Here is a 25,698-nt window from a genome sequence, read left to right on the forward strand (position 1 = left end):
GTGGCGGGGGCGGGATTTTCCGATGGCTGGTAGACGAGACGCCGCACCCTCGCAGAAAACGCCCTTAACCAGGGCGCTCATCTCCGCAGCAAACACCGCTTTCAACCAGGGCGCTCACCTCCACTGCAAACACCGCCTTTAACCAGGACCCTCACCTCCCCAGCCCCCACACCGCCCTCAACCGGGCCCCGCAAACACCGTCAACCCAGGCCCCCCAACGAGAGCCAACCAGGTCAGTCAGCGCGGGTGAGACGCCGAACGGCAGCCGCGAGTGTCAGCCCGTCCGCGGCGAGGCGGCGGGCTTCAGGGGCGTGGTCGGAGCAGAAAGCGCCGGTGGCCGGGGTGGCGCGGCGCAGCCGGAGGCCGGTGCCGACGTACGGAATGCCGCCGACCGAGTCGACGAGCGGGGTCATCGTGGGCGCTGGCGCGCCGAGGAGTTTGCGCGGGCCGAAGGTCACCTTCTCGACGCCGACCACCCCGGGGCGGCCGGTGCCAGCGCAGACCGGGCACTGCGTTCGCGGAGCATTCATATCCTCAACAGTGCCTCACCGCCGCCGGTCGTACGCCGGCATAACGCGCCTTATCGATCCAGCGTCAGGTTAACTTGGGGAAGCCAACATCTTGGAGGAAACATGGCCCGCGCGAAGGCGAACGGCATCGAGCTGGAGTACGAGACCCACGGCGATGCGGCCGATCCGGCGATGCTGCTCATCATGGGACTGGGTGGGCAGCTGACCACTTGGCCGACGGAGTTCTGCGAGCTGCTGGCTGCGCGCGGTTTCCACGTGATCCGCTTCGACAACCGCGACTCGGGCCTGTCCACCACCTTCGACGACGAGCCGGCGCCGCCGATCGCCGAGCTCTTCGCTCGTACGGCTACCGCTCCCTACCCGTTGTCCGCGATGTCGGATGACGCAGCCGGTTTGCTCGATGCGTTGGACATCGAGAAGGCGCACATCGCCGGCGCGTCGATGGGCGGGATGATCGCCCAGCAGCTCGTCATCGACCATCCCGAACGGGTGTTGTCGCTGGTCTCGATCATGTCCACCACCGGCGACCCGTCGGTCGGCCAGGCTCGCCCGGACATCGCGGCCGTGCTCGCCGCGCCGATGCCGGCGGCGCCAACCCGAGAGGCGGCGATCGCGGGTGCGGTCGCGATGCAGCGGTTCATCGGGTCGACGGGTGCCTCAGAAGAGACGCTGCGGGCCGCGGCAAGCGCCAGCTACGACCGCTCACACCAGCCGGCCGGCCTGGCCCGCCAGCTCGCCGCCATCGTCACGGCCCCGGACCGTACGGCCGCCCTGGCCAGCGTACGAGTGCCGACCACCATCGTCCACGGCGAAGCCGACCCGCTGGTCAACATCAGCGGCGGCCGCGCCACCGCCGCCGCGATCCCCGGCGCGACCTTCGTCGGCATCCCCGACATGGGCCACGACCTCCCACCACACGCGTACCCGACAATCATCGACGCCATCGCCACCAACGCCGCCCCGCGCCCCTGACTCCCGCCGCCGGAACGAGAAGTTGATCTTGATCAGCTGGCGCGCAACGGACGAAAGAACGGTGTGGCCGTCGACCTCAGGGAGGAACTGCGGCATCTCGTTGAGTCGCTTCTCGGCCGCGCGCCAGTCAAACTCGTCCGCCAGTAATCCAGCAACTCGGCGAGATAGGCCGGCGGCGTGCCGTACGTCCACTCAACGCCGGAAAACGCCGACGCGAACCCCGTTCTGGCCAATCGGCCCTGCAGATCAGTGAGCGCCTCTTCGGTTGTCTCACTACAAAAAGGACGTACCCGCGTCATGTGAATTCTCCCCTCCCTTTCGGGGCGTGACACCGATGCGGCCCGAAGACTGGCGGTGATCAGATGTCGACTTCGCGCCACGGATGCGGGGGCTCGCGAACGCGCGCGCTCTATGTTTCGTTGGGATTATTGTGAAAGTATCCATTTCCTAATTACCCGTACACGATCATATTGTCGGTAGCAGCGGTAGAATTAGTGTCATGGCCGCCGGCGATGACCTCACTGCTCCAGAGCTCTGGAGGTTTGAGCCGGACGAGTTGGGTGAGTTGCTGCAGGAGAAAGAAAAAGCGGTCCGACTGCTGCAGGTCGAAGTGCTGGATATTGTCGCGGCGATCCACCGAGGAAACGTCGGCAAGACGCTCGGGCACCGCAACACCCTGGGAATGCTGCAAGACCTCCTTCGACTGTCTCCCACAGAGGCATCCCGCCGCTACAAACGGGCCCTGAACCTGTGCCCCAGCCAAGCCCTCACCGGGGAAACACTCGCACCCACACTCAGTATCGCGAGTGAGGCGATGCGCCGAGGGGAACTCGCCGACTCCCAGATCGACACCATTGTTGGGGTCGTGAACAGGCTCCCGGCCAGGGTAAACATCAAGGACCGTGAGGAAGCCGAAGCTTCGCTGGTGGAACATGCGAAACGGTACACCGCACCCGGCTTAGCCAAAGTCGGGCGACGCATCCATGACCACCTGGACCCCGACGGACCAGCGCCCTCCGAACACGAAAACGAGAAACCACGCCGCGAACTATCCCTCCACACCGGGACAGACGGACGCCTGAACTTCAGCGGTTCCTTCGACAGTGAAACCGGCACGCTCTTTAGTGAGATCCTCAGTCCCCTGGCCAAACCCCGCCCGGCTGAGAACGGCACCCCTGACCAGCGGTCAGTGTCCGAACGCAACGGGGACGCGCTAGCGGAGGCGTTGAATCTGATCGCGGACTCCGGGAAACTCCCGATCGAGGGTGCCGAGCGGCCGCATCTCACCATCACCATCAGCTGGGACATGCTCCGAGACCGCCTCGGTATCGCGTACCCACACAGCGGCGCACCTATTTCCCCAGAAGGCGTCCGGCGGCTGGCTTGTGACGCGGACATCATCCCGATGGTGCTGGGCAGCAACAGCGTGCCCCTTGATGTCGGACGCAACGAACGACTCATCACACCAGCCCTACGCAAAGCCTTGATAGCGCGAGACAAAGGCTGCGCCAGGTGCGGGCGACCACCTCGCTGGACGCGGGGGCATCACATTTCCCACTGGGCCGATGGTGGGCATACCTGTCTTGAAAATTGCGTGCTCCTGTGCGACCGGTGCCATCGTTTAGTGCACCACGGCGGCTGGGACGTACGCATTGTTGACGGAATTGTTGAATTCCTGCGACCCGCGTACGTTGACCGCGAACGAAGACCCATCCGCGGGATTAACCAGCTCGCCGCATAGAAAAATCCACCCGGCCGCCGGGCACCACCACCCGGCGGCCCACAACCCTGCCCAGGCCATCGCCCCATTCTTCTCAGCAGACCTGAACCCGAGAACCTAGAGCAAAACGAGGTCGTCGCGGTGGATGACTTCGCGGCGATAGCGGTCTGAGAGGTCGTGGGTGGCTCGGCCGAGCAGTGGTGGGAGCTCATCGGCCGCGTACGCCACGAGGCCGCGAGCCACGGCGTGACCGGCCGGATCGCACACGTCGACCGGGTCGCCGGCCTCGAATTCGCCCTCGACGGCGGTGACGCCGACAGACAGCAGCGACAGCCGCCGCTCGACCACGGCGGCGACCGCGCCGGCGTCCAGGGTCAGCCGGCCGTGTGGCGTCGACGCGTGTTTGAGCCAGAGCAGCCGGGTCGGCAGCCGGCGGCCGGTCGGGGTGAACCAGGTGCCGACTTGCGCGCCGGCCATCGCCGCAGCGGCGTTCGGAGCCGAGGCCAGCACGACGTGTACGCCGGCGGACGTGGCCACCGTCGCCGCGTCCACCTTGCTGGCCATCCCGCCGGTGCCCACACCGCTGCCGGACCGGCCCGCCTGTACGCCCGCGAGATCGTCGGCGCCGGCCACCTGCGGCACCAGTTGCGCACCCGGCCGGCGCGGGTCGCCGTCGTAGAGACCGTCCACGTCGGACAACAGAACCAGAGCGTCGGCGTGCAGCACGTGGGCGACCAGCGCGGCCAGCCGATCGTTGTCACCGAAGCGAATCTCGGCGGTGGCGACCGCGTCGTTCTCGTTCACAATGGGAACCACGCCGAGGTCGAGCAGTCTTTCCAGGTTTCGCTGGGCATTGCGGTAGTGCGAGCGGCGGATCAGGTCCTCGGCGGTGAGCAGCACCTGACCAACGGTCAGGCCGTAGCGGGCGAAGGAGAGCGCGTACGCGTGCACCAGCAGTGACTGCCCGACACTCGCGGCGGCCTGCTGGGTGGCGAGGTCGCGGGGCCGGCGGCGCAGCCGCAGCGGCGCGAGGCCAGCGGCGATCGCACCGGACGACACCAGAACGACCTGCCGGCCGGACAGCCGGCGGGCCGAGATCGCCTCGACCAACGCGTCCAGCCGGTCGGTCGCGAGACCGGTGGGTTTGTCGGTCAGTGACGACGAGCCGACCTTCACGACCATGCGGTCGGCGTGGGCGACCGCGACCCGAGCGACAGATGTCACTCTTCGTCCTCGTCAGACCACTCGTCGTCGGTGTGCGAGCGCCGGGCTTTCTTGGCGGCCAGTCGGGCGGACGCGCCGGGCCGGTTGGAGCGGTCCAGCCGGTTGTCCTCGCCGCGCCGACCGAGCACCAGCTCCGTCCCGACCGGCTCCCAGTCGAAGGTGACCGGGCCGATGGTGACCCCCGCGCCGGGCACCGCACCGGCCTTGGCCAGCGCGTCCTCGACGCCGAGCCGGGCGAGGCGGTCGGCGAGGTAGCCGACTGCCTCGGCGTTGGTGAAGTCGGTCTGCCGGATCCACCGCTCAGGGCGGCCGCCACGTACGACGAAAGCTCCCTCGTTTTCCTTGTCCTGTTCGACAGTGAAGCCACTGTCGTCGACCGCCTTCGGCCGGATGACCACCCGGGCAGGTTCCGCCGGCGGCCGGCCGGCGCGGTCCTCGACGACGACTCGGGCCAGCGCGAACGACAGTTCCCGCAGCCCCTCGCGGGTGACCGCGCTGATCCGGAGGATCGGCCAGCCACGGCCCTTCAGATCGTCCTCGACCAGGTCCGCCAACTCACGGCCATGCGGGATGTCGATCTTGTTCAGCACCACCATCCGCGGCCGCTCGGCCAGGCCGCCGTATTCGGCCAGCTCCGCCTCAAGCGCGTCGATGTCAGCCATCGGGTCACGACCCGGCTCCTCGGTGGCGAGGTCGACGACGTGTACGAGCACCGCACAACGCTCGATGTGCCGCAGGAACTGCATCCCGAGACCCTTGCCCTGCGCGGCGCCGGGAATCAGCCCGGGCACGTCGGCGATGGTGAAGACCTGCTCGCCGGCGCTCACCACCCCGAGGTTCGGTACGAGCGTGGTGAACGGGTAGTCGGCGATCTTCGGCCGGGCCGCCGAAAGCGACGCGATCAGCGACGATTTGCCGGCCGACGGGAAGCCGACCAGGCCCACGTCGGCGACGCTTTTGAGCTCCAGCACGATGTCCAGCGCGTCACCCGGCTCGCCGAGCAGCGCGAACCCGGGCGCCTTCCGGCGGGCAGATGCCAGAGCCGCGTTACCCAAACCGCCGCGTCCGCCTTGGGCGATCACGAACCTGGTGCCGACCCCGACCAGGTCGGCCAGCTCCGTACCATCGGCGTCCTGCACGACAGTGCCGTCCGGCACCTTGAGCAGCAGGTCGCCGCCGTTGGCGCCGTCTCGGTTGCTGCCCATGCCGGGCTTGCCGTTGCCGGCGGTCGCGTGTGGGCGGAAGTGGAAGTCGAGCAGCGTGTGTACGCCGTCGTCGACGACCAACACGACATCGCCGCCGCGCCCGCCATCGCCGCCGTCCGGGCCGCCGAGCGGCTTGAACTTCTCCCGGTGCACCGAAGCACAGCCATGCCCGCCCGCTCCGGCCGCGACGTGCAGCACGACGCGGTCGACAAAATGACCGCCGGATGCTGCCACGTCGAACTCCTTACTTTCTTTGAACACCAACGAGGCGGGCCGGATCAGCTCCGGCCCGCCTCGCAGAAGTGTGTCTGTGTGCCAGCGCGCCTATTCGGCCGGCGGCACGATGTTCACGGTCTTGCGACCGCGCTTCTGACCGAACAACACGTGACCGCCGGCAAGCGCGAACAGAGTGTCGTCCTTACCGCGACCGACCAGGTCCCCCGGGTGGAAATGGGTGCCCCGCTGGCGGACGATGATCTCGCCGGCATTGACCAGCTGGCCACCGAACCGCTTCACCCCAAGTCGCTGCGCGTTCGAGTCGCGACCGTTGCGCGAGGACGATGCGCCTTTCTTGTGCGCCATATCTGCTAACTCCTACTTTCCGGTCGCGATCCCGGTCACCTTCACCTGGGTGAGGTGCTGGCGGTGACCCTGGCGCTTGTGGTAGCCGGTCTTGTTCTTGAACTTGTGGATCTTGATCTTCGGGCCACGGCCGTGGCCGACGACCTCGGCGCTGACCGTGTAGCCGGCAAGCGCGTCCGAGTCGTGGGTGACGGTGAGCGAGTCACCCTCGCCGTCCACCACCAGCAGGGCCGGCAGAGTGACGGCCTCACCGGGCGCGGCCACGAGCTTCTCGACCTCGATCACATCCCCCTCGGCGACCTTGTACTGCTTGCCGCCGGTCTTGACGATGGCGTACATCTCGACGTCGTGCTCCTCACCGCTGCTCGCTCCGCAAGCAGTGGCTATCCACGCTCGCGGTCCCTGATGGCGTGCGCTCCGGACCAAAGTTGGCCGGCACACATGACTGCGTTACATCTTACGGCGTGCTCTCGGCGCACCAGCCATCGAGGGTACGTCTGTGCCGCGAGTGCGGTCAAACTCACTCCTGGATGGCGAATCCGGCCGTCGGCCAGACTTCCTGGCGGTAAGCGGAGTCCCAGAACATCCACTCGTACTCAGCCGAGCGGACGAACGCTTCCACCATAGCCGCCCGCTCGTACGCACTGGCCGACGCGGCCGCCCGGTCGGCGATGTCCTTGGCCCGCGCCACCGACTGGCTGAAACCGTCATCCGCGTACGTCTGGATCCACTCGCCATACGGGTTCGGCGCGCCGCTCTGCTCGGCGTGGATGGCCCGCCCGACGTACTCATAGATCCAGAAGCACGGCAACACCGTCGCCATCATCAGCCCGAAGCCACCGCGTTGCGCGGCCGCCAGCAGATGGTTGTTGTACGCCGTCGCGCTCGGCGAGGTCGGGACGTTGTCGACCCCCTCGTAGCGCGCGAGATACCGCTCGTGCAGGCCGCGCTCGACGGTGATGACGTTCGCCGAACTGCCGGCGAGGAAGGCCGCGTCGTCCGGGTCAGGAGCGATCGCCGCCGCATGGGCCAGCGCGCGGGAGAAGTCGGCGAGATAGCGGGCGTCCTGAATGAGATAGAAGCGAAAGATATCGGCGGAAAGGGTGCCCGCGGACAACTCGCGGTTGAACGGATGATCCAGCGTCGCCTTCAGCAGCGGCTGGATCTTTTCCCACACCTGAGGGCAGAAATCGGTCACTACTGGTCCTTCCACATCGCGTGGAAATGGTGCGGCGGCCCGTGCCCGGTGCCGATGTCCAGCCGGTCGGCCGCCGCCAGCGCCCCGGTCAGATAGTTTTTCGCGTCCCTGACAGTGCAAACCCAGTCAGGACGCGTTGGCCGCAGGGTGGCCAACGCGGCCGAAAGAGTGCACCCGGTGCCATGCGTGTTCCGAGTTCTCACCCGTGGCGCGAAAAACTCGATCGGCTCGTCGTCCAGCAGGATGTCAATGCTCTCGTCCCCCGCCAAATGTCCACCCTTGAGCAGCACGGCCGGACCGTACGCCCGCAGCCGCCCAGCCTGGAAATGCATCTCCAGCAAGTCGACGGCCTCCTTCTCGGCCAACAGATCCGCTGCCTCCGGCAGGTTCGGCGTGATCAGGTCCGCCAGCGGGAACAACTCCTCGCGCAGCGCCGTCACCGCGTCGGCCGGCAACAGCCGGTGCCCGCTCTTGGCCACCATAACCGGGTCAACGACCACGTATTTCGGCCGGTGTTTGGCAATCGCGGCGGCGACCGTACGGATTACGTCGGCGTCACCCAGCATGCCGGTTTTCACGGCATCTACCCGTACGTCATCAAAAACGGCATCCAGCTGCTCGCCGATGAAAGCCGCCGGAATGGGGTGAATTCCCCTGACGCCCTGGGTGTTCTGCGCGACCACGGCGGTCACCACGCCCATGCCGTAACCGCCCAGCGCGGAAAACGTCTTCAGATCGGCTTGGATGCCGGCGCCACCACTGGGATCGGTGCCGGCGATCGTCAACACATGCGGAATCACTCGCGACGGTCCCTTCGCTAGTCTTAACTAGATCAGGTTCGACGGGTGTGATCTCAGCCTCGCGGCACCCCGCCGTCACTCCGTCCCCACGCTATCTCACGCAGTGGATCGGTGGCGAGTGGTGCGCACGTCAGCCGACCGTCACGGTCACGTCCGGGTCGGTGACGATCGCGGACGCGTTGACCGTTGCCGCTCGTACGACCCTCAGTTGGTCCGAGGTCGAGGCCTGCAGGTTGCGAAGGCGGACTCCGGTGCCACCGCCGACGTAGACGTGCGGGGTGCCGGCTGCTGTCGCACCCGTCTGGTTACCGTCGCCGTCGCTGAACATCGCGCCGTCGATCACGATATTCGAGCCGCCGGTGATGGTGACGATTCCCTTGTCGTACGCCGGAGTGCTGTGGCCGGTCGAGCCAGCCGCCGACATGCCGTTGAAGAACCACGGGTCGCGGATCCGTACGAAGGTGCCGCCGGTGATCAGCAGCTGCGATCCGAGCGTTGGATTTCCTTGCTGCGCCTCGAAACGTGCCGCTTGTACGACAATTCCGCGACCGCCGTCAATGCGCATCGGCGTAGTGTTCGCCTTGCCGGTGATGAACATCGGTCCGAAGGTCGTCTTACCGAGCCAGGGCGCCCACACGTGATAGCGGTTGCCGGTGCCGGTGTTCGGGGAATCGATCAGCAACCCGTTGGTGAAGTAGTTGCTGTCCGATCCCCACAGCTTGAACTCGGTGTCGTAGCAGTTGTTCACGTCCCAGAAACCGTCGAAAGTGACGGCATCGTGAGCACCCCAGATGACATGTCTGAAGAGATTGAATCCCACATCACGAATGGTGGACGCCCACAGCACCGGCCCATTGTTGTCGTGGTCGACGAAAAAAGTCGTGTTCGAGTCACCTTCAAAACAGAGCCCGCCGATATAAATGCCCCTGACCTTGGGCGCCGGCACATCCAGCCAGCCGGTGCCGGGTGTACTGATCTTCACCTTGTTCGTGAAGCTGAACTCGGTGCCCACCCCGGCCGGCCCACTGATGCTGAAACCGTCGAAAAGCAGCCTGGTTTTGCCGAAAGTAGTCTGCCGGGTGCCGAGCTGAATGGTCGGCTTGTACGTCTGCGTGGCCACATAACTCAACGCCGAGTCCAGTTTCGCGTCGTCGGTGGCACCCGGAAAGCTGTCCAGCGCGACCGAATACAAGCTCGGGTCAGCGGCCGCCGCCGGCGCTGGCACGGCGGTGGCTCCCAGCACCGCGCCACCGGCCGCCGCGGCGGCCGTGATCAACCGCCTCCTGGTCACCGGGTTTTCCGTTGACGTAAAGGAATCCTGAGACATCGGCGGGCTCCAGGGCTGGTTGTTTCACGCTACAGCGGGCAGCCAACCACGATCTGGCCGCTGAGCCAAGGCGATCTGGGCGCGAAAACCAAACGGTCTTGCGGGACTGTCACCATCCGGCCGTACGAACACAGCAAAACGCCCCTTTCCCGAAGTGCGAGAAAGGGGCGTTCTTCGAACTGTCAGCTGCCGACCGGCACCGGTGGCGGACCGGCGGGTCGAGAGGCGGCCCGACGAGCCCGCCGAGGACGGGTCCCCTGCGGCGCCGCCGCGACCGGCTCAGCGGCCTCCACAACAACAGCTTCGACGGCCGGAACCTCCGGAGCTGGCTGGGCGGACACCGGCTCAGCGTCCCGCACGGCTTCGGCAACCGCACCAGCCTCAGCTGTGGTGGCCAAAACAGTGTCGTCGTCCTCGGTGGACAGCTCGTCCGCCGTCACCACGCCGTTCGACGACTCGTCGTGAGCCGCCGGCGAACCGGACCGGCCGCGGTTGCGCTTGCGCCGCCCACCGCCGGTCGACTCCTCCGGCTGCTGCCGTTGCTGTTGCTGCTGCTGACCGCCACCTTGGTGGTGCTCGATCGGCTCAGTGTGGATGATCAACCCGCGACCGTGGCAGTGCTCGCAGGTCTCGCTGAAGGCCTCCAACAGACCCTGGCCGACCCGCTTGCGGGTCATCTGGACCAGACCCAGCGACGTGACCTCAGCGACCTGGTGTTTCGTACGATCCCGGCCCAGGCACTCGGTCAGCCGGCGAAGGACCAGCTCACGGTTGCTTTCCAGGACCATGTCGATGAAGTCGACGACGATCATGCCGCCGATGTCCCGCAGCCGCAGCTGCCGGACGATCTCCTCGGCCGCCTCCAGGTTGTTCCTGGTGACGGTCTCCTCAAGGTTGCCGCCCTGGCCGGTAAACCGGCCGGTGTTCACGTCGACGACCGTCATCGCCTCAGTGCGGTCGATGACCAGCGAACCGCCGGACGGCAACCAGACCTTGCGGTCCAGCGCCTTGGCCAGCTGCTCGTCCACCCGATATTCGGTGAACACGTCTTTTTCGCCGGTGTGGTGGGAAAGTCGCTCGACCAGATCCGGCGAGACGTGCCCGACGTACTCACGCACGGTCTCCCAAGCGTCATCGTTGCCGCCGTCACCGGAGACCACCAGCGACGCGAAGTCCTCGTTGAAGATGTCGCGAATGACGCGGATCACCAGGTCAGGCTCGCCGTAAAGCAGCGTCGGCGCGTTGGAGCCGGCGGCCTGCTGGGCCTTGACGATCGCCTGCCACTGGGCTTCCAGCCGGGCCACGTCGCCGCGCAGCTCCTCCTCGCTGGCACCCTCGGCGGCCGTACGCACGATGACGCCGGCGTTTTCCGGGACAACCTTCTTCAGGACCGTCTTCAGCCGCTTGCGCTCGTTGTCCGGCAGCTTACGACTGATCCCGGTCATCTCATTTTCCGGCACGTACACCAGGAAACGACCGGGCAGGCTCACCTGCGAGGTCAGCCGGGCGCCCTTGTGACCGACCGGGTCCTTGGTGACCTGGACGAGCACCGCGTCGCCGGACTTGAGGGCCTGCTCGATCTTGCGCGGCTTGCCGTCCATGCCGGCCAGGTCCCAGTTGACCTCGCCGGCGTAGAGCACCGCGTTGCGTCCCTTACCGATGTCGACGAACGCCGCCTCCATGCTCGGCAGCACGTTCTGCACGCGGCCGAGATAGACATTGCCCGCGTACGACGTGGAGGACGCCTTGGTCACGTAGTGCTCGACCAGCACGCCGTCCTCAAGAACCGCGATCTGGGTGCGCTCGCCACGCTGGCGTACGACCATGGTTCGCGCGACGGCTTCCCGGCGCGCCAGGAACTCGGCCTCGGTGAGCACCGGCGGGCGGCGGCGGCCCTGGTCCCGGCCATCCCGGCGGCGCTGGCGCTTGGCCTCCAGCCGGGTCGAGCCGCGGACACCGCGGACACCGTCGTCCTCGACGTGCTTCTCCGGTTCCGCCTTGGACTCCGTACGAGGTGCTCTGACGTGCACCTCAGTCGGCACCGACTCATCGTCGGCCTGGTCGTCGGCACCCTCGGCGCCGCCCCGGCGCCGGCGGCGACGACGCCGACGGGTGGCATCGCCAGCACCTTCGGCGGCGCCGTCCTCAACTGCACTGTCTTCGGCTTCTTCTGTCTCTTCCGCCTCGTCGCTGACCTGCGTTTTCGCCGTGTCTTCAGCGGCGGGCTCAGCATCGGCGGCGGTGTCGTCGGTGCCGTCGGCACCACCCCGGCCGCGGCCACGGCCACGACGGCCCCGGCGGCGGCGCCGGCTCTCGGCCGACCCGTCGCCATCGTCTTCGGCGGACTCCGCGGCAGCCTCGTCCTCGACCGCCTCGGCGGTCTCTTCTTCGACCTCTTCGTCGGCTGGCGCCTCGACCACAGCCGGCTCCATCGGGAGCGGCTCGGGCAGCAGGGTCGGCGCCACGAACAGCGCCATCGGCGGCGCGAGCGCGGCCTTGCGCGGCGGCCGGCTCCGGCTGCTGCGTGGCGCTGGCTCGACAACCGGCTCACCGAAGATGGTCGGCAGCTCCGGCACCAGCGTCAGCTCGGGTGGCTGGCTGGCCACCTCCGCAGGCGGCTCGACGACCGGCTCGACCGGTAGCTCAACGGGTGGGGCGGCGGCCCGGGTCGCGGCCCGGCGAGTCCGCTTGCGCGGTGCCGGCGGCGCCTCCACCACGGCCTCAGCGACCACTGGATCAGCGACCGCGGCAACCGCCTCGACGGTGTCGACCGGCTCGACCGCCGGGGCGGCGGCCTTCTTGGTCGTACGCCGGCGCGTGGTCTTCTTGACCGGCGCCTCGGCGGCTGGGTCGGCCGGTGTGATGGCTGGCACGTCCGGATCGACGGCAGCCTTCGGAGCCGCCTTGGCCCGGGCGGTCTTGCGTGGTCGGGTGGTCTTGGCTGGCTTGCTTACCGAATCCTCGGTCGGCGAGTCAGCGTTCGCGGCAGCGTCTCTGGCGGCTTCGTCAGCCGACGAGCCGCTGCGCTTCCTTGTTGGCATGCAGGCATATCTCCATCCCGCCCCCGGGCGCGTCCGACGCAGCCGCTCAGGGGCGTGTCACTTGCTACTTCAGTTAGGCGACCCACCTGGTGGACCGCTCAAGTCTCGTGGTGGCACTGAAAAAGAACAGCACCCCGACCACATCACTCAGCCCCGGTCGGTGGCCAATGGCTCAACCAGGTCTCCGGCCGCGGTCAGCGTCCCCTGCGCCAGCCGCGTCATCCGAACGGACGACGGCGGCGACAGGTTGGCCGCTGCGCACATGCCGGTGAGAATGTCATCGGGTCGTACGGCCGGCGTCACATGCCTTACGACGACGTCCAGTATCGCATACTCGGTGCCGTTACCCGCTACAGACGCGCCGGAGCCCCGCTCGAGCGGCGCGCCGGCAGCGCTCGCTCGTACGACCGCGGCACGAGCGTCAACGGTCTTGCGACCCGACTTGGTGAGTTTGCTCACCGGCACCTCGGCGGCCGCGAGGAAGGTCTCCAACAGCTGCTGCCCGGCGTCGGCCGACAGATCCATCAGCTCCATCCGCCACCGCGAGGCGTCCAACTGCTCGGCCAACGGCCGGTCCCCGGCCGCCGCGTCGAACACCGCCGCCGCGGTCACGTCGATCCCCGGCGGCAACGCCGCATCCAGCGCCGCCGCCAACTCCGCCGGCTCCAACGGCCGGGTCACCCCGATCTCCACGTACTCGGCCTCGCTCGCCATCCCGGTCGGCGCGGCACCCATCCACGACACCTTCGGATGCGGCGTGAACCCCGCCGAATAGGCGATCGGCACCGCGGCCCGCCGCAACGCCCGCTCAAAGGCACGCGCGATGTCCCGATGCGAAGTGAACCGAAGCCGACCGCGCTTCGCGTACCGGATGCGCAGCTTCTGCACAGCCGGTGGCGGCGGTGGCCCGTCAGGTGTACGCGGCAGAACGTCCTCCTCACACAGGGTGGCCCAGTCGCCGCCAGCGTAACTGCTTCCCCTGTCGTTGCGCCCGAAGAGGTCCGGTTCCCCTGCCGCTAGCACGTCCAGCGTCGAGTGCGGGACAAAACCCCACACTCGACGTCGACCGCGGCACAAAGTCCCGCACTCGACGAAACTCCACCCCTACTTTTTCGCTATGCCCAAAGCAAAAACTAAGGCTTCACGACCGAGAGGGGCAGCAGCGTACGACCCGTAGGACCGATCTGAATATCGGTTCCCATTGTCGGACACACCCCGCAGTCGTAGCACGGGGTCCATCGGCAGTCCTCGACCTCATATTCCTTCAGGGCGTCCTGCCAGTCCTCCCACAGCCACGTCCGGTCCAGCCCAGAATCGAGGTGATCCCACGGAAGAACCTCGTTCTCGCCGCGCTCACGGGTGGTGAACCAGGCCAGATCCAGCCCAAAAGCGGGCAGCTCGGCGGCACAGGCATCCACCCACCGTTCGTACGAGAAATGCTCGCTCCACCCGTCGAATCGGCCGCCGCCGCGCCACACGCTCTCGATGACCCGGCCGATGCGGCGGTCGCCACGGGACAGCAGACCCTCGATCTGGCTGGGCTTGCCGTCGTGGTACCGATATCCGATCGCTTTGCCGAGCGACCGGTCGGCATTGATCGCCTTGCGCAGAGCCAAAAGACGCTCGTCGATGGTCTCGGGATCGGTTTGCGAAGCCCACTGGAAAGGAGTGTGCGGCTTGGGTACGAACCCACCAATCGAGACTGTGCAACGGATATCGCTTCGTCCGGTCGCTTTGCGGCCAGCTCGGATGACGTCGTGCGCCATTTCGGCGATTTCCAGCACGTCTTCGGTGGTTTCTGTGGGCAGCCCGCACATGAAGTAGAGCTTCACCTGCCGCCAGCCGTTCTCGTACGCGGTGGTGACCGTACGGATGAGGTCCTCTTTGGACACCATCTTGTTGATCACCTGGCGGAGCCGCTCGCTGCCGCCTTCCGGTGCGAAGGTCAGCCCGGAACGCCGGCCATTGCGGGAAAGTTCGTTCGCCAACGTCACGTTGAAGGCGTCGACGCGGGTCGATGGCAGCGACAGCGAGGTGGTGGTGCCCTCGTACCGGTCGGCGAGCCCGGTGACGATCTCGTTGATCTCGGAGTGGTCGGCGGACGACAGCGACAGCAGCCCGACCTCCTCGAAACCACTGGACTTGAGGCTCTGTTGGACCATCTCGCCGATGCCGGTGATGGACCGCTCCCGGACCGGCCGGGTGATCATGCCGGCCTGACAGAACCGGCAACCCCGCGTGCAGCCGCGGAAGATCTCCACGCTGGCCCGCTCGTGCACGGTCTCGGCCAGCGGAACCAGCGGAGTCTTCGGATACGGCCACGCGTCCAGGTCCATCGTGGTGCGCTTGTAAACCCGATGCGGGACGCCCGGACGGTTCGGCGCGACCCGGTAGATCTCGCCGTTCTCGGCATACTCCACGTCGTAGAATCGGGGCACGTAGACCGTTTCGGTACGGGCCAGCCGCATCAGCAGCTCGTCGCGTCCGCCCGGCCTGCCCTGCGCCTTCCAGTCCCGGACGATCGCGGTGATCTCCAGGACGGCCTCCTCGCCGTCGCCAAGCACGGCGGCGTCGATGAAGTCGGCGATCGGCTCCGGGTTGAAAGCCGCGTGCCCGCCGGCGAGCACCACCGGGTGCTCCAGCCCGCGGTAGGCGGCGTGCAGCGGGATGCCGGCCAGGTCCAGCGCGGTGAGCATGTTGGTATAGCCCAGCTCGGTGGAGAAGGACACCCCGAAAACGTCGAAGGCGCTGACCGGGCGGTGCATGTCGACGGTGAACTGCGGGACGCCGTGCTCACGCATCAACGCTTCCAGGTCGGGCCAGACCGAGTACGTCCGCTCGGCCAGCACGTCCGGCTGCTCGTTCAGGATCTCGTAGAGGATCTGGATGCCCTGGTTGGGCAGGCCCACCTCGTACGCGTCCGGATACATCAGCGCCCAGCGGACCGCGGCCGACTCCCAAGGTTTGCTGGTCGCGCCCTGTTCCCCACCCACATACTGGATGGGTTTCTGAACGCGGGCAAGCAGCGGTTCGAGCGCGCCGAAGACGGACAGCTGCGCATCGGTGGTCGGGCTGGTAGTCACGTTAACCAGGGTACCGGCCGGCATCGGCATTGCCGACCAGCGCACAGCCGGTACGCTCCGCACTGCCATCAGCGACAGAGCGTCACATCACTCGCCGTGACCGTGACGCTGGCGACACATCGACCGGCGGGAAATCGGCTTCTTCGGACCGTGAAGGACATTTACACTGCCCGTACGCCTGCCCTAAACGCTCGTGCATGACGCCCTCTGCCAGGATAGGAGCCGATGTTTCGGCGGCGGCGTCTCGTCTGCGCCCGCCCTCACGGTGAGTAAAGGGGAACCGATGTCCACGCCCAACGGCGGGGGGAACGAGCCGTACGGCGAGCCCAACCGAACCGAATACCGCCTGGAGGGCTACGACGTGCCTGGCGGCACGCCTGGCGCGTACCAGGATCCGGTGACCGGAACAGGTTACGGCGACCCGACGCAGTCGGGATATCCAGGTCAGGGCCAGCCTGGTTACCAGTCTCAGCCGGGCTACCAGCAGCCCGCATCCGCGCCCCCCGGGTACGGCCCGGCGTCGGCTCCGCCCGGATACGGCCAGCCAGCGTTCGGCGAGCCCGGCTACGCGCCGCCACCGCCGCCAAAGAAGTCCAACACCGGCCTGATCATCGGGCTGGTCGCCGGCGTAGCCGCCCTGTTGCTCTGCGTCGGGGCCGGGACCGTGGGCTACTTCGTGGTGTTCCGCGGGACACCGGCGCCGACGCCGTCCAGCACCACGAACAGCACCGGCAACGCCGGCGGCACCTCGACCGGTACGGGCACCGGCGGCAACCAGGCCACCCACAAGGTGCCGACCACCGGCTGCGGCCCGGCGGATCTGCTGACCATCCAGAACACCTTCGGGCTCGGTACTTCCCCCGACAAGCCACAGCCGGAACAGTCGGTCAGCAGCGGCTCGTCCAAGTGCAGCGCGCAGTACGAGAAGGGCAGCGGCAACACCCACGTCATCGCCGATATCGAGCTCAACATGGAGTTCGCCTCCGACAACGCTGGCGCGGTGCAGGACCTGAGCAGCGAGCAAACCGTCGCCAACCAGCTCAAATATCAGGTCGAGACGATCAGCGGAGTGGGCAGCCAGGCCATCCTGGTCACCACCAGCAGCGGCCGGATGGAGATCTACGCGGTGGACGCCAACGTGGTGGTCGACGCTGAGTGGTTCGGCTACGGCTCAGCCGCCTCCAGCGTGTCCAAGGACAGCGTGGTGACCGCGTTGAAGACGCTGGCGAACACCGCCCTGACCCGAACCGCCAGCTGACCGGCCAGCGCGCGCGACGGGTGCGGCGAATGTACTGTCTCGGTCTCGGCGCAGCCCCGAGCCATCTGCCAAGGAAGGGATCCGATGTCCACGCCCCCCGGCGGTGACCCGTACCGGAAGGACCCGTACGGCAACGATCCAGGCCCCACCGAATACCGGTTGGAAGGCTTCGACGTGCCCGGCGAGTCCTACGGCGAGCAGCAGCCGCAGGATCCCACCACGTACGCCCAGCCGGGCGGATATGGCCAGCCTGCTCAGGCCTCCGGCCCGCCTGGATACGGCCAACCCGCCTCAGGGCCGCCTGGCTACGGCCAGCCCGCGTCCGGCCCGCCGGGGTACGGCCAACCCGCGTCCGGCCCGCCCGGGTACGGCCAGCCGCCGTTCGGGCAGCCCGGCTATCCCGCGCCGCCAGTGCAGAAGAGGTCCAGCACCGGGCTGATCATCGGCATTGTCGCGGGAGTCCTCGTGCTGCTGCTCTGCATCGGTGCCGTCGGCGGGTATTTCCTGCTCCGGCCCGGCGGCGGAACCACCGTGGCCACCGGCCACCAGCACACCGCCCCCACCGACGGCTGCGCACCGGCGGATTTCGACGCCTTCGCGGCCACCTTCGGGCTCACCAAGGACACGTCGACGAGCCCGAACCCCAAACCCGACCTGAACAACTACGGCAACACGCAGGGGACCACCTGCAAGGGCTCGTACGTCAAGGGTGAGCTGGACGCCGACGTGTCGATGGACATCAACTTCCATGGGGGTTCCGCCGCCGCGGGCGACGCCACCAGCGACTACAACTCCGAGCTCTCCTCCAGCAACTCCGTTTACGGCGCTGGTACGGCGGTGACCGGCCTCGGCGACAAGGCGATGAAATACAAAACCAGCTCCGGCCGGCTCGTTCTTTACGTATTGGATGGCAATGCCGTCTTCGACGCGGAGTATTTCGGGGTGGGCGCCGACTCCGACGACGCTGCCCAGCAGACTCCACACGAAAACGCACTGGTCACGCTGGCCCGCACCGCGATGACCCGGACGGCGAAATAGCGCGATCGGCCGGTTGGCATCAATAGGGGATCTAACCGGTGGCCAGCGGTGGACATAATTCAGGCCGCAGACGGGCTCGAACGAACAGCAAGTGAAGGGTTATATCGTGTCAGGAAATTACGGAGATCCCGGTTACGGGCAGCAGGGCGGCTACGGCCAGCAGGGCGGCGGCCAGCAGGGCGGCGACCCGACCTACGGCGGCCCGCAGGGCGGCTACGGCGACCCCGGCTACGGCCAGCAGCCGGGATATGACCAGGGGTATGGCCAGCCGACGTACGGTGGCGACCCCGCCTCCGGCCCGCCCGGCTACGGCGACCCGAACTCGGCTCCGCCCGGATACGGCCCTCCCGGCTTTGGCACGCCGCCTCCGCCGCCGCCACCGCAGAAGTCCAAGACGGGCCTGATCATCGGCATCGTCGCCGGTGTGGTCGTGCTGGTGCTCTGTCTCGGCGGCGTCGGCGTCTTCGCGTACCTCAAGCTCAAGCCGGGTTCGACCACGACCACCGCCGGCAGCAGCAACGCGCCGGCGCCGGCCGGCAGTGGCGGCGCGAGCGGCGGTTCCAGCGGCGCGGCCGGCGGCAGCGGAGCGAACGCGCCGGCTGGTTCCACCCACAAGGTGCCCAGCGACGGCTGCGCGCCGGCCGACCTGTCCACCTTCGCCAGCACCTTTGGGCTGAGCCCGGACAGCAGCAAGAGCCCGAACCCCAAGCCCGAGGTGAACAAGTACTCGACCCTGTCCAGCACCAGCTGCCACGCGTACTACGTCAAGGGGCAGTTGCAGGCCGAGGTCACCGTCGAGATGGACATCCAGACCGGCGACGACCCGACCGGTGCGGCCCTGCGGGACTTCAACTCGGAGAAGTCCTCCGGCAGCAGCGTCTACGGGCCGGCGATCAACGTCAACGGCATCGGGCAACAGGCGGTCGGCTTCAAGTCCAGCAGCAGCGCCCTGCACATCTACGTCCTGGACGGCAACATGGTGACCCACGTGGAGTATTTCGCGGTCGGCGGCGACTCCAGCAACGCGACCAACCAGGACGACGCGCACCAGAAAGGCATCACCGACCTCGCCAGGAGCACCCTCAACCGGACGGTCTGATCCTTTCCTGACAACGAAGAACCGGCCGTCGGATCGCTCCGACGGCCGGTTCTTCTTTTACTGTCAAGCTTTGTCGCTGCCGTCAGCTGGCTTTGGCGACCGCGATCCGGACCGAGCCACCGGCCACCTCGGTGGCCGGCACGTCACCGCTGAGCGTGCCGAATCCGAGCGTGGTGGCCAAAGTCTCAGCCGTCACCAGATCCCGGTACGCCTCCACAGCGGTTCGTACGTCCTCATTGGACGGCTCGACGGTCAGGTCGATCCGGTCCGCGACATCGAGCCCAGCGTCCTTGCGGGCCTGCTGCACCGCCCGGACCACGTCCTTCGCGAGACCTTCCGCGGCCAGCTCCGGCGTCACTTCGGTGGCCAGCACGACAACTCCGGCGTCGCCCGGGAGCGCGGCCGAGGAAGCGGTGTCGCTGGTATTGGTCGGTACGAGCCGAAGCTCGTACTCGCCCTCCACCAGCTCGACTCCCCCGGCGGTCACCTTGCCATCGGCCACCGCCCAGTCGCCGGCCTTCACCGCCTTGATCACCTGCTGCACATTCTTTCCGAGCCGTGGCCCCAAAACGCGTGGCACCAGCGACAACACCCGTTCGCAGTAGCCGGCCACGTCGGTGGTGAGCACGACCTCCTTGACGTTGACCTCATCGGCGATCAGGTCCTTGAAGGGCGCCAGCGCCTGCGCGTCGGCGACCGCCACGGTCAGTTTGCTCAGCGGCAGCCGGACCCGGAGTTTGCCGGCCTTGCGCAGCGAAAGCGCCGCCGAGCAGACCGCCCGCACCTCGTCCATGCTGGCCACCAGAGCGGCATCCGCCGGCAGGCTCGCGGCGTCCGGCCAGTCGGTCAGGTGCACCGACCGGTTGCCGGTCAGGCCACGCCAGACCTCCTCGGTGACCATCGGCAGCAGCGGTGCGGCCGTACGGCTCAGCACCTCCAACACCGTGTAGAGCGTGTCAAAAGCGTCCGCGTCCTCGTTCCAGAACCGATCGCGTGAGCGCCGGACATACCAGTTTGTCAGCACGTCGAGGAAAGAACGTACCGACGCGCAGGCACCGGAGATGTCGTACGCGTCCATGGTGGCGGTCACCGAGGTCACCGCGTCGGACAGCTTGGCGAGCACGTACCGGTCCAGCACGTTGTCGGAGTCGGTCCGCCATTTCGCCTCGTATTTCGCGGCATTGGCGTAAAGGCCGAAGAAATACCAGGCGTTCCACAGCGGGTTGATGGCCTGCCGGACGGCGTCCCGGATCACCGACTCGCTGACCGACATGTCGCCACCGCGCAGGATCGGCGAGGACATCAACGACCAGCGCATCGCATCCGAACCGTACGCGTTGAACATCTCGTACACGTCCGGATAGTTGCGCAGGCTCTTGGACATCTTGCGTCCGTCGTCGCCCAGCACGATGCCGTGGCTGATCGCGGTCAGGAAGGCCGGCCGATCGAACAGCGCGGTCGCGATGATCTGCATGAAATAGAACCAGGCCCGGGTCTGCCCGATGTATTCGACGATGAAATCGCCGGGAAAGTGGTTCTCGAACCACTCCGCGTTCTCGAACGGATAGTGCACCTGGGCGAACGGCATCGAGCCGGATTCGAACCAGCAGTCCAAAACCTCCGGCACCCGGCGCATGGTGGACTTCCCAGTCGGGTCGTCCGGGTTCGGCCGGGTCAGGTCGTCGATCGTCGGGCGGTGCAGATCATCGGGCCGGACGCCAAAATCACGCTCCAGATCGTCCAGCGAGCCGTACACGTCCATGCGTGGGTAGTTCTCGTCGTCGGATTTCCAGACCGGGATCGGCGAACCCCAGAACCGGTTGCGCGAGATCGGCCAGTCGATCGCGTTCTCCAGCCATTTCCCGAAAGAACCGTGCTTGACGTGTTCCGGTGTCCAGGTGATCTGCTCGTTCAGCTCGACCGCGCGGGCCTTGAACTTGGTCACGCTGACGAACCACGACGACAGCGCCTTGTAAACCAGCGGAGTGTCGCAACGCCAGCAGTGCGGGTACGAGTGGACGTACGACTCTTCGCGCAGCAGGTGACCGCGGTCCCGCAACTCGCGCAGGATCGGCCGGTTGGCCTCAAAAACCTGCAGGCCCTCAAAACGCGGCGCGATCGAGGTGAACCTGGTCCGGTCGTCGACAGTCAGGACGGTCGGCACACCGGCAGCGGTGGTGATGGTGAAGTCGTCCTCACCGTGTGCGCCGCTGACCTCGACCAGTCCCGTGCCGTCCTCAGTGGACACGAAATCTCCGGCCAGCACGGTGAAAGCCGCCGGCACGTCCGCGTACGTTTCCACCAGGAATTCGAAAGCCGGCTTGTATTTGCGGCCGACCAGCGCGCTGCCCTTGATGGTGTCGACCCGCACAGCCGCGCCGAGTTCCTTCTCGTACGCGGCAACCCGTGCGTCGGCCAGGACGTACTTGTGTCCGTCCAGCTCCAGCACGGCGTAGTCGACGTCGTTATCCACCACGATATTGCTGTTGGGCACGACGGTCCACGGCATCGTCGTCCAGGTCAGCAGCCGCTCGCCGGTGTCCTCGAGCTCCATCCACACGGTCGCGGCCGGGTCCTGCCGGTCCCGGTACGTGTCGTCCATCTTGATCTCGTTGTTGGACAACGGGGTTTCGCAGCGCCAGCAATACGGCAGCACCTTGAAACCTTCGTAGATCAGGCCTTTGTCGAAGAGCGACTTGAAAGCCCACATGACGCTTTCCATGAAAGGCAGGTCAAGCGTCTTGTAGTCGTTCTCGAAGTCCACCCAGCGGGCCTGGCGGCGCACATACCGCTCCCACTCGTGGGTGTAGCGCAGCACCGACTCACGAGTGGCCGCGTTGAACTTGTCGATCCCGAGCGTGACGATCTCGGATTTGGTGGTGATGCCGAGCTGTTTCTCGGTCTCCACCTCGGCCGGCAGCCCGTGGGTGTCCCACCCGAACCGCCGCTCGACCTGCTTGCCACGCATCGTCTGATAGCGCGGGACCAGGTCTTTCACATACCCGGTCAGCAAATGGCCGTAGTGCGGCAGGCCGTTCGCGAACGGCGGCCCGTCGTAGAAGACGAACTCGTTGGCGCCTTTGTCGCCGGCCGGCCGCTGGTCGATGCTGGCCTGGAAGGTGCCGTCGGTGTCCCAGCCGTCCAGGACCTCGTTCTCCAGGTCCGGGAACGACGGGGAGGCCGCCACACCCTGATCTTTTCGATGCTGCGGATAGGCCATCGGGTGCTCGCTCTCCTCGCGTACTTCACACTCGTACGCGAGGACGACGGCGCCGTTGCGCGCCACCGCGGTACCACCTCGCTTGGCCCCCACCCGCCGCTGGCCGCGGCATCGAGCGCCCACTCCGGTCGGCTGTGACGGGCCGTCCCGTCCGGTTCTACTAAGGACAACCGTCCCGTTCTTCCGGAGGCTCGCCGGTGATGGCCGGGTCGATGCCTATGCGTACAGAGTAGCGAACCGCGTACAGCGAATATTCCCCGCCGTCGTCACGGGCACTCGAAGGGGAAGCCGTAGACCTTCAGGTAGCGCGGGTCGACAAAACCGCTGACCGCGGTGGTGGTGTCGGTGATCGACAACCAGCCGGCCTTGGTGTGACAGGTCACCCGCACCTGGTCGCCCGGGGTGCCGACCCCGACCTTGGCCGAGTCGTACGGCACCCCGCCGTAAATGTCAGTCTGGCTGAGGAAATCCGCGGCCCATCCGTCCGAAGGCTGCTGCGCGGCCGTACGCACCGAGGCTGTCGCCGGCGCCGCCAGCCCGGTCAGCGCCACCGCGGCGATGCCGGCCACCAGTATCGCTTTCACCCGCATTTTGGGTCCTCTCGTTTTCCTTACGAGACATGCATTTCTTTAGGATCGTACAAATCGGCGAGGTGATTTACAACGTTAGAAATGTCCCCGCCGAAAGGTGACGAATGTCAGCTCCTTGACATCAACTAATGTTGAGGTTCTACCGTCCATCTCATGACTGCTTTGAAACTCGGCGTCTCGCTGCCGATCATCACGAAACCGGAGGACCTCGCCCGCGTCGGCGGTATCGGCGCCGCGGCCCGCCATGTGGAGCGACTCGGCCTCGAATCGGCGTGGGCGGCCGATATGGTGCTCGGAAGCGGCAATCACGCACTCGACGCACCGATCGTGCTCGCCGCGGCCGCCGCGGCGACCGAGCGCATCCGGCTCGGCTTCGGGACGTACACGCTGGCCCTGCGCCCAGCCGCCGCCTCCGCGGCCATGCTGGCGAGCCTGCAACAGGTCTCCGGTGACCGGATCCTGCTCGGCGTCGGCTCCGGTGGCTTCCCCAGCGCCCCGATCTGGCCAGCTGTCGGCATCCCGGCCACCGAACGAGGCAGGCGTACGAACGCGATCCTGGAAGTCCTCCCCGACCTGATCGCCGGCAAACCAACCCGAATCGGCCCCGACTCCCCCGAGATGACGCTCGCGCCCGCGAGCACCGTTCCCACCATCCTGATCGGCGGCACCGACGCCGCTCCCACCCTGCGCCGCACTCTCGCGTACGCGGATGAGTGGTTCCCTTCGTCGATGCCACTGTCCACCGTCATCCGCGGCGCCGCGAAACTCCGCGAGATGTCCGCCGAGCAGGGCCGCCCGATGCCGCTGATCACCGTCGGCGGCCCCGCCGTCCTGGCCGGCGCCGACATCCCGGTCGAGGCCATGACCGACCGCCTCGTGCAGGCGTACGGCATCGCCCCTGATGAGGCGCCAAAGATCCCCCTCACCGGCGGCCCCGCCCAGATCGCCGATCGGCTGGCCGCCTTCGCCGAGGCCGGAGCGCACCGGGTCGTGATGGGGCTCGCGTCAGGAGACTGGCTCCGGCAGGCCGAACAGCTCGCCGAGGGTTACGCGCTGCTTTCCTAGCCGGTGGCCTGGTCCGGTCAGGGTGTGTCTCAGACGGACACCCGTGCGCGGAACGGGGTGTCTAGTACAAGATGCGGGGATGACGCCATCTCCCCGGCCGACGCGGACAGCGGCACAGGCGCAACGGGCTGGTACGCCGTCGCTGAACGGCGCACCGCCCAGCGAGCTGTTCGCCGGCTACCTGGACCCCAACCGCCCGCACGCCGACGCGTACGACGAGATGTTCGCCGACCAGGACAGCGTCCGCTCCGCGTACAAGACCCTCTACGAAGCCCTCGCGCCCTCCGAGGTCGCCGACCTCGGAGCCCGCGCCGAAGCACTTGGCCGCGCGTTCGTCGACCAAGGCATCACGTTCTCGCTCTCCGGGCAGGAACGCCCCTTCCCGCTCGACCTCATCCCCCGGGTCATCACCGCGGCCGAATGGTCCAAACTCGAGCGCGGCATCATCCAGCGGGTCAAGGCGCTGGAGATGTTTCTCGCCGACATCTACGGCGACGCCGAGATCCTCCGGGACGGCGTGCTGCCGCGCAGACTGATCACTTCCTGCTCGCATTTTCACCGCGAGGCGGCCAACTTCAGCCCGCCGAACGGTGTACGCATCCACGTGGCAGGCATTGACCTGGTACGTGACGAGCAAGGCACTTTCCGGGTACTGGAAGACAATCTGCGGTGCCCGAGCGGTGTCTCGTACGTGATGGAGAACCGCCGGACGATGGCCCGGGTGTTCCCGGACCTGTTCGCCCGGCACCGGGTCCGGGCGGTCGCCGACTATGGCGCGCACTTGTCGAGGGCATTGCGCGCCGCGGCGGCGCCGAATGCGGCCGACCCGAATGTCGTCGTACTCACGCCTGGAGTGCACAACTCGGCATATTTCGAGCATTCATTGTTGGCCAGGCAAATGGGTGTCGAACTGGTCGAGGGCCGCGATCTTTTCGTACGGGACAACGTGGTTTATATCCGTACGACCGAGGGCGAACGCCAGGTGGACGTGATCTACCGCCGAATCGACGACGACTACCTGGATCCGCTGCATTTTCGGCCGGACTCGGTGCTCGGGGTGGCCGGCGTGGTCAACGCGGCCCGGGCCGGCAACGTGGTAATCGCGAACGCGCTCGGCAACGGCGTCGGCGACGACAAGCTCATTTATACTTATCTGCCGGAAATCCTGAAGTTCTACCTCAACGAGAAGCCACTCCTGCCCAATGTGGACACCTTCCGCTGCTGGCTGCCGGAGGAACGCACGTACGTCCTGGACCACATCGACGAGCTGGTGGTCAAACCGGTCGAGGGCTCCGGCGGCTACGGGATCGTCTTTGGCCCCTCCGCCACCGCGGCCGAACTTGCCACCCTCAAAAGGAAAATCCGCAACCACCCGCGCGGCTGGATCGCCCAGCCGGTGGTGCAGCTCTCGACCGTACCGACCAAGGTGGCCGACCGACTGGTGCCGCGGCACGTCGACCTGCGCCCCTTTGCCGTGAATGACGGAAAGTCAGTTTTTGTGTTGCCCGGCGGACTGACCAGGGTGGCGCTGCCCAAGGGCAGTCTGGTAGTCAATTCCTCGCAGGGTGGCGGCTCCAAGGACACCTGGGTGCTGGCACCCCGATCGTCCACTGTGGAGCGTGAGCTCGCCGAGCCGGGACTCGCCGAGGTTTCCAGCCTGACCGACATTGTCGGCCGGGTCGAGACCGAACAGGGACCCGAGCTGACTTCGTCCCAACAGCAACAACAACAGCAGCAGTAGGGGGA

The 25,698-nt window shown here is 67.0% G+C and carries 20 protein-coding genes, 1 pseudogene and 1 riboswitch; of the genes and pseudogenes, 7 read left to right on the plus strand and 14 right to left on the minus strand.

Going from position 1 to position 25,698, the window contains the following annotated elements; genetic code table 11:
* Positions 1–233: 233 nt before the first annotated feature.
* Positions 234–530 carry a hypothetical protein gene (locus tag ABD301_RS28140; RefSeq protein ID WP_163573657.1) on the minus strand — a complete coding sequence of 99 codons (297 nt, stop codon included), beginning with the start codon at positions 528–530 and terminating at the stop codon, positions 234–236.
* Between the two features lie 102 nt (positions 531–632).
* Between ABD301_RS28140 and ABD301_RS28145 the strand changes: the two genes are divergently transcribed.
* Positions 633–1,502, plus strand: coding sequence for an alpha/beta fold hydrolase (locus tag ABD301_RS28145; protein ID WP_163573658.1), 870 nt, complete (start codon positions 633–635; stop codon positions 1,500–1,502).
* Positions 1,503–1,571: 69 nt separating this feature from the next.
* Here the strand turns inward: ABD301_RS28145 and ABD301_RS42560 are convergent.
* A pseudogene (locus ABD301_RS42560) lies at positions 1,572–1,801 on the minus strand (epoxide hydrolase N-terminal domain-containing protein); the annotation flags it as partial.
* 200 nt (positions 1,802–2,001) lie between these two features.
* Between ABD301_RS42560 and ABD301_RS28150 the strand changes: the two are divergent.
* Complete coding sequence (locus ABD301_RS28150; protein ID WP_344313401.1) at positions 2,002–3,243, plus strand: HNH endonuclease; 1,242 nt, start codon at positions 2,002–2,004, stop codon at positions 3,241–3,243.
* A 96-nt stretch (positions 3,244–3,339) separates the two neighbouring features.
* Here the strand turns inward: ABD301_RS28150 and proB are convergent, their stop codons facing one another.
* From proB to ABD301_RS28200, 10 genes are all read right to left on the minus strand, one after another.
* Positions 3,340–4,446, minus strand: a complete 1,107-nt coding sequence (gene proB / locus ABD301_RS28155; protein WP_425551990.1) for a glutamate 5-kinase — start codon at positions 4,444–4,446, stop codon at positions 3,340–3,342.
* Entirely contained in the window at positions 4,443–5,885 is a 1,443-nt protein-coding gene (gene obgE / locus ABD301_RS28160; RefSeq protein ID WP_344313402.1) for a GTPase ObgE, read from the minus strand. Before obgE ends, proB begins: the two co-directional genes overlap by 4 nt.
* Before the next feature lie 90 nt (positions 5,886–5,975).
* Complete coding sequence (gene rpmA / locus ABD301_RS28165; RefSeq protein WP_163573660.1) at positions 5,976–6,233, minus strand: 50S ribosomal protein L27; 258 nt, start codon at positions 6,231–6,233, stop codon at positions 5,976–5,978.
* A gap of 12 nt (positions 6,234–6,245) precedes the next feature.
* The gene (gene rplU / locus ABD301_RS28170; protein ID WP_163573661.1) at positions 6,246–6,572 is read right to left on the minus strand and encodes a 50S ribosomal protein L21; all 327 of its coding nucleotides are present in this window, start codon (positions 6,570–6,572) and stop codon (positions 6,246–6,248) included.
* 181 nt (positions 6,573–6,753) lie between these two features.
* Positions 6,754–7,431: a TenA family protein gene (locus ABD301_RS28175; RefSeq protein WP_344313403.1), complete on the minus strand. Its 678-nt coding sequence runs from the start codon at positions 7,429–7,431 to the stop codon at positions 6,754–6,756.
* Positions 7,431–8,231 carry a bifunctional hydroxymethylpyrimidine kinase/phosphomethylpyrimidine kinase gene (gene thiD / locus ABD301_RS28180; protein ID WP_344313404.1) on the minus strand — a complete coding sequence of 267 codons (801 nt, stop codon included), beginning with the start codon at positions 8,229–8,231 and terminating at the stop codon, positions 7,431–7,433. The genes ABD301_RS28175 and thiD overlap by 1 nt, the downstream gene beginning before the upstream one ends.
* Positions 8,224–8,313, minus strand: a riboswitch (TPP riboswitch). Its footprint overlaps the gene before it by 8 nt.
* A 48-nt stretch (positions 8,314–8,361) precedes the next feature.
* On the minus strand, positions 8,362–9,522 hold the full coding sequence (locus ABD301_RS28185) for a hypothetical protein (RefSeq protein WP_344313405.1): 1,161 nt from the start codon (positions 9,520–9,522) through the stop codon (positions 8,362–8,364).
* A 218-nt stretch (positions 9,523–9,740) separates the two neighbouring features.
* A complete protein-coding gene (locus tag ABD301_RS28190) occupies positions 9,741–12,599 on the minus strand; it encodes an Rne/Rng family ribonuclease (RefSeq protein WP_344313406.1) in 2,859 nt (952 codons plus the stop codon).
* A gap of 147 nt (positions 12,600–12,746) precedes the next feature.
* Positions 12,747–13,655, minus strand: coding sequence for a TIGR03936 family radical SAM-associated protein (locus ABD301_RS28195; RefSeq protein ID WP_344313407.1), 909 nt, complete (start codon positions 13,653–13,655; stop codon positions 12,747–12,749).
* A 77-nt stretch (positions 13,656–13,732) separates the two neighbouring features.
* The gene (locus ABD301_RS28200) at positions 13,733–15,682 is read right to left on the minus strand and encodes a TIGR03960 family B12-binding radical SAM protein (RefSeq protein WP_344313408.1); all 1,950 of its coding nucleotides are present in this window, start codon (positions 15,680–15,682) and stop codon (positions 13,733–13,735) included.
* Between the two features lie 283 nt (positions 15,683–15,965).
* Here ABD301_RS28200 and ABD301_RS28205 point away from each other — a divergent pair, with 283 nt between their 5' ends.
* The 3 genes from ABD301_RS28205 to ABD301_RS28215 all read left to right on the plus strand — a co-directional run bounded on the left by ABD301_RS28205 (position 15,966) and on the right by ABD301_RS28215 (position 19,077).
* Positions 15,966–16,940: a hypothetical protein gene (locus ABD301_RS28205; protein ID WP_279582022.1), complete on the plus strand. Its 975-nt coding sequence runs from the start codon at positions 15,966–15,968 to the stop codon at positions 16,938–16,940.
* 84 nt (positions 16,941–17,024) lie between these two features.
* Positions 17,025–17,978, plus strand: coding sequence for a hypothetical protein (locus ABD301_RS28210; RefSeq protein ID WP_344313409.1), 954 nt, complete (start codon positions 17,025–17,027; stop codon positions 17,976–17,978).
* A gap of 106 nt (positions 17,979–18,084) precedes the next feature.
* Positions 18,085–19,077 (plus strand): hypothetical protein, encoded by a 993-nt coding sequence (locus ABD301_RS28215; protein WP_344313410.1) that lies wholly within the window; start codon positions 18,085–18,087, stop codon positions 19,075–19,077.
* Between the two features lie 82 nt (positions 19,078–19,159).
* Here the strand turns inward: ABD301_RS28215 and ileS are convergent, their stop codons facing one another.
* Entirely contained in the window at positions 19,160–22,297 is a 3,138-nt protein-coding gene (ileS, locus tag ABD301_RS28220; protein WP_344313583.1) for an isoleucine--tRNA ligase, read from the minus strand.
* 266 nt (positions 22,298–22,563) lie between these two features.
* The gene (locus ABD301_RS28225) at positions 22,564–22,887 is read right to left on the minus strand and encodes a hypothetical protein (RefSeq protein ID WP_163571659.1); all 324 of its coding nucleotides are present in this window, start codon (positions 22,885–22,887) and stop codon (positions 22,564–22,566) included.
* A 153-nt stretch (positions 22,888–23,040) separates the two neighbouring features.
* Here ABD301_RS28225 and ABD301_RS28230 point away from each other — a divergent pair, with 153 nt between their 5' ends.
* The gene (locus ABD301_RS28230; protein WP_344313411.1) at positions 23,041–23,952 is read left to right on the plus strand and encodes an LLM class flavin-dependent oxidoreductase; all 912 of its coding nucleotides are present in this window, start codon (positions 23,041–23,043) and stop codon (positions 23,950–23,952) included.
* A 79-nt stretch (positions 23,953–24,031) separates the two neighbouring features.
* Positions 24,032–25,693: a circularly permuted type 2 ATP-grasp protein gene (locus tag ABD301_RS28235; RefSeq protein ID WP_163571657.1), complete on the plus strand. Its 1,662-nt coding sequence runs from the start codon at positions 24,032–24,034 to the stop codon at positions 25,691–25,693.
* The last annotated feature ends 5 nt before the right edge of the window (positions 25,694–25,698 follow it).

It is taken from the genome of Fodinicola feengrottensis (assembly GCF_039530045.1).
GTDB classification, from domain to species: domain Bacteria; phylum Actinomycetota; class Actinomycetes; order Mycobacteriales; family HKI-0501; genus Fodinicola; species Fodinicola feengrottensis.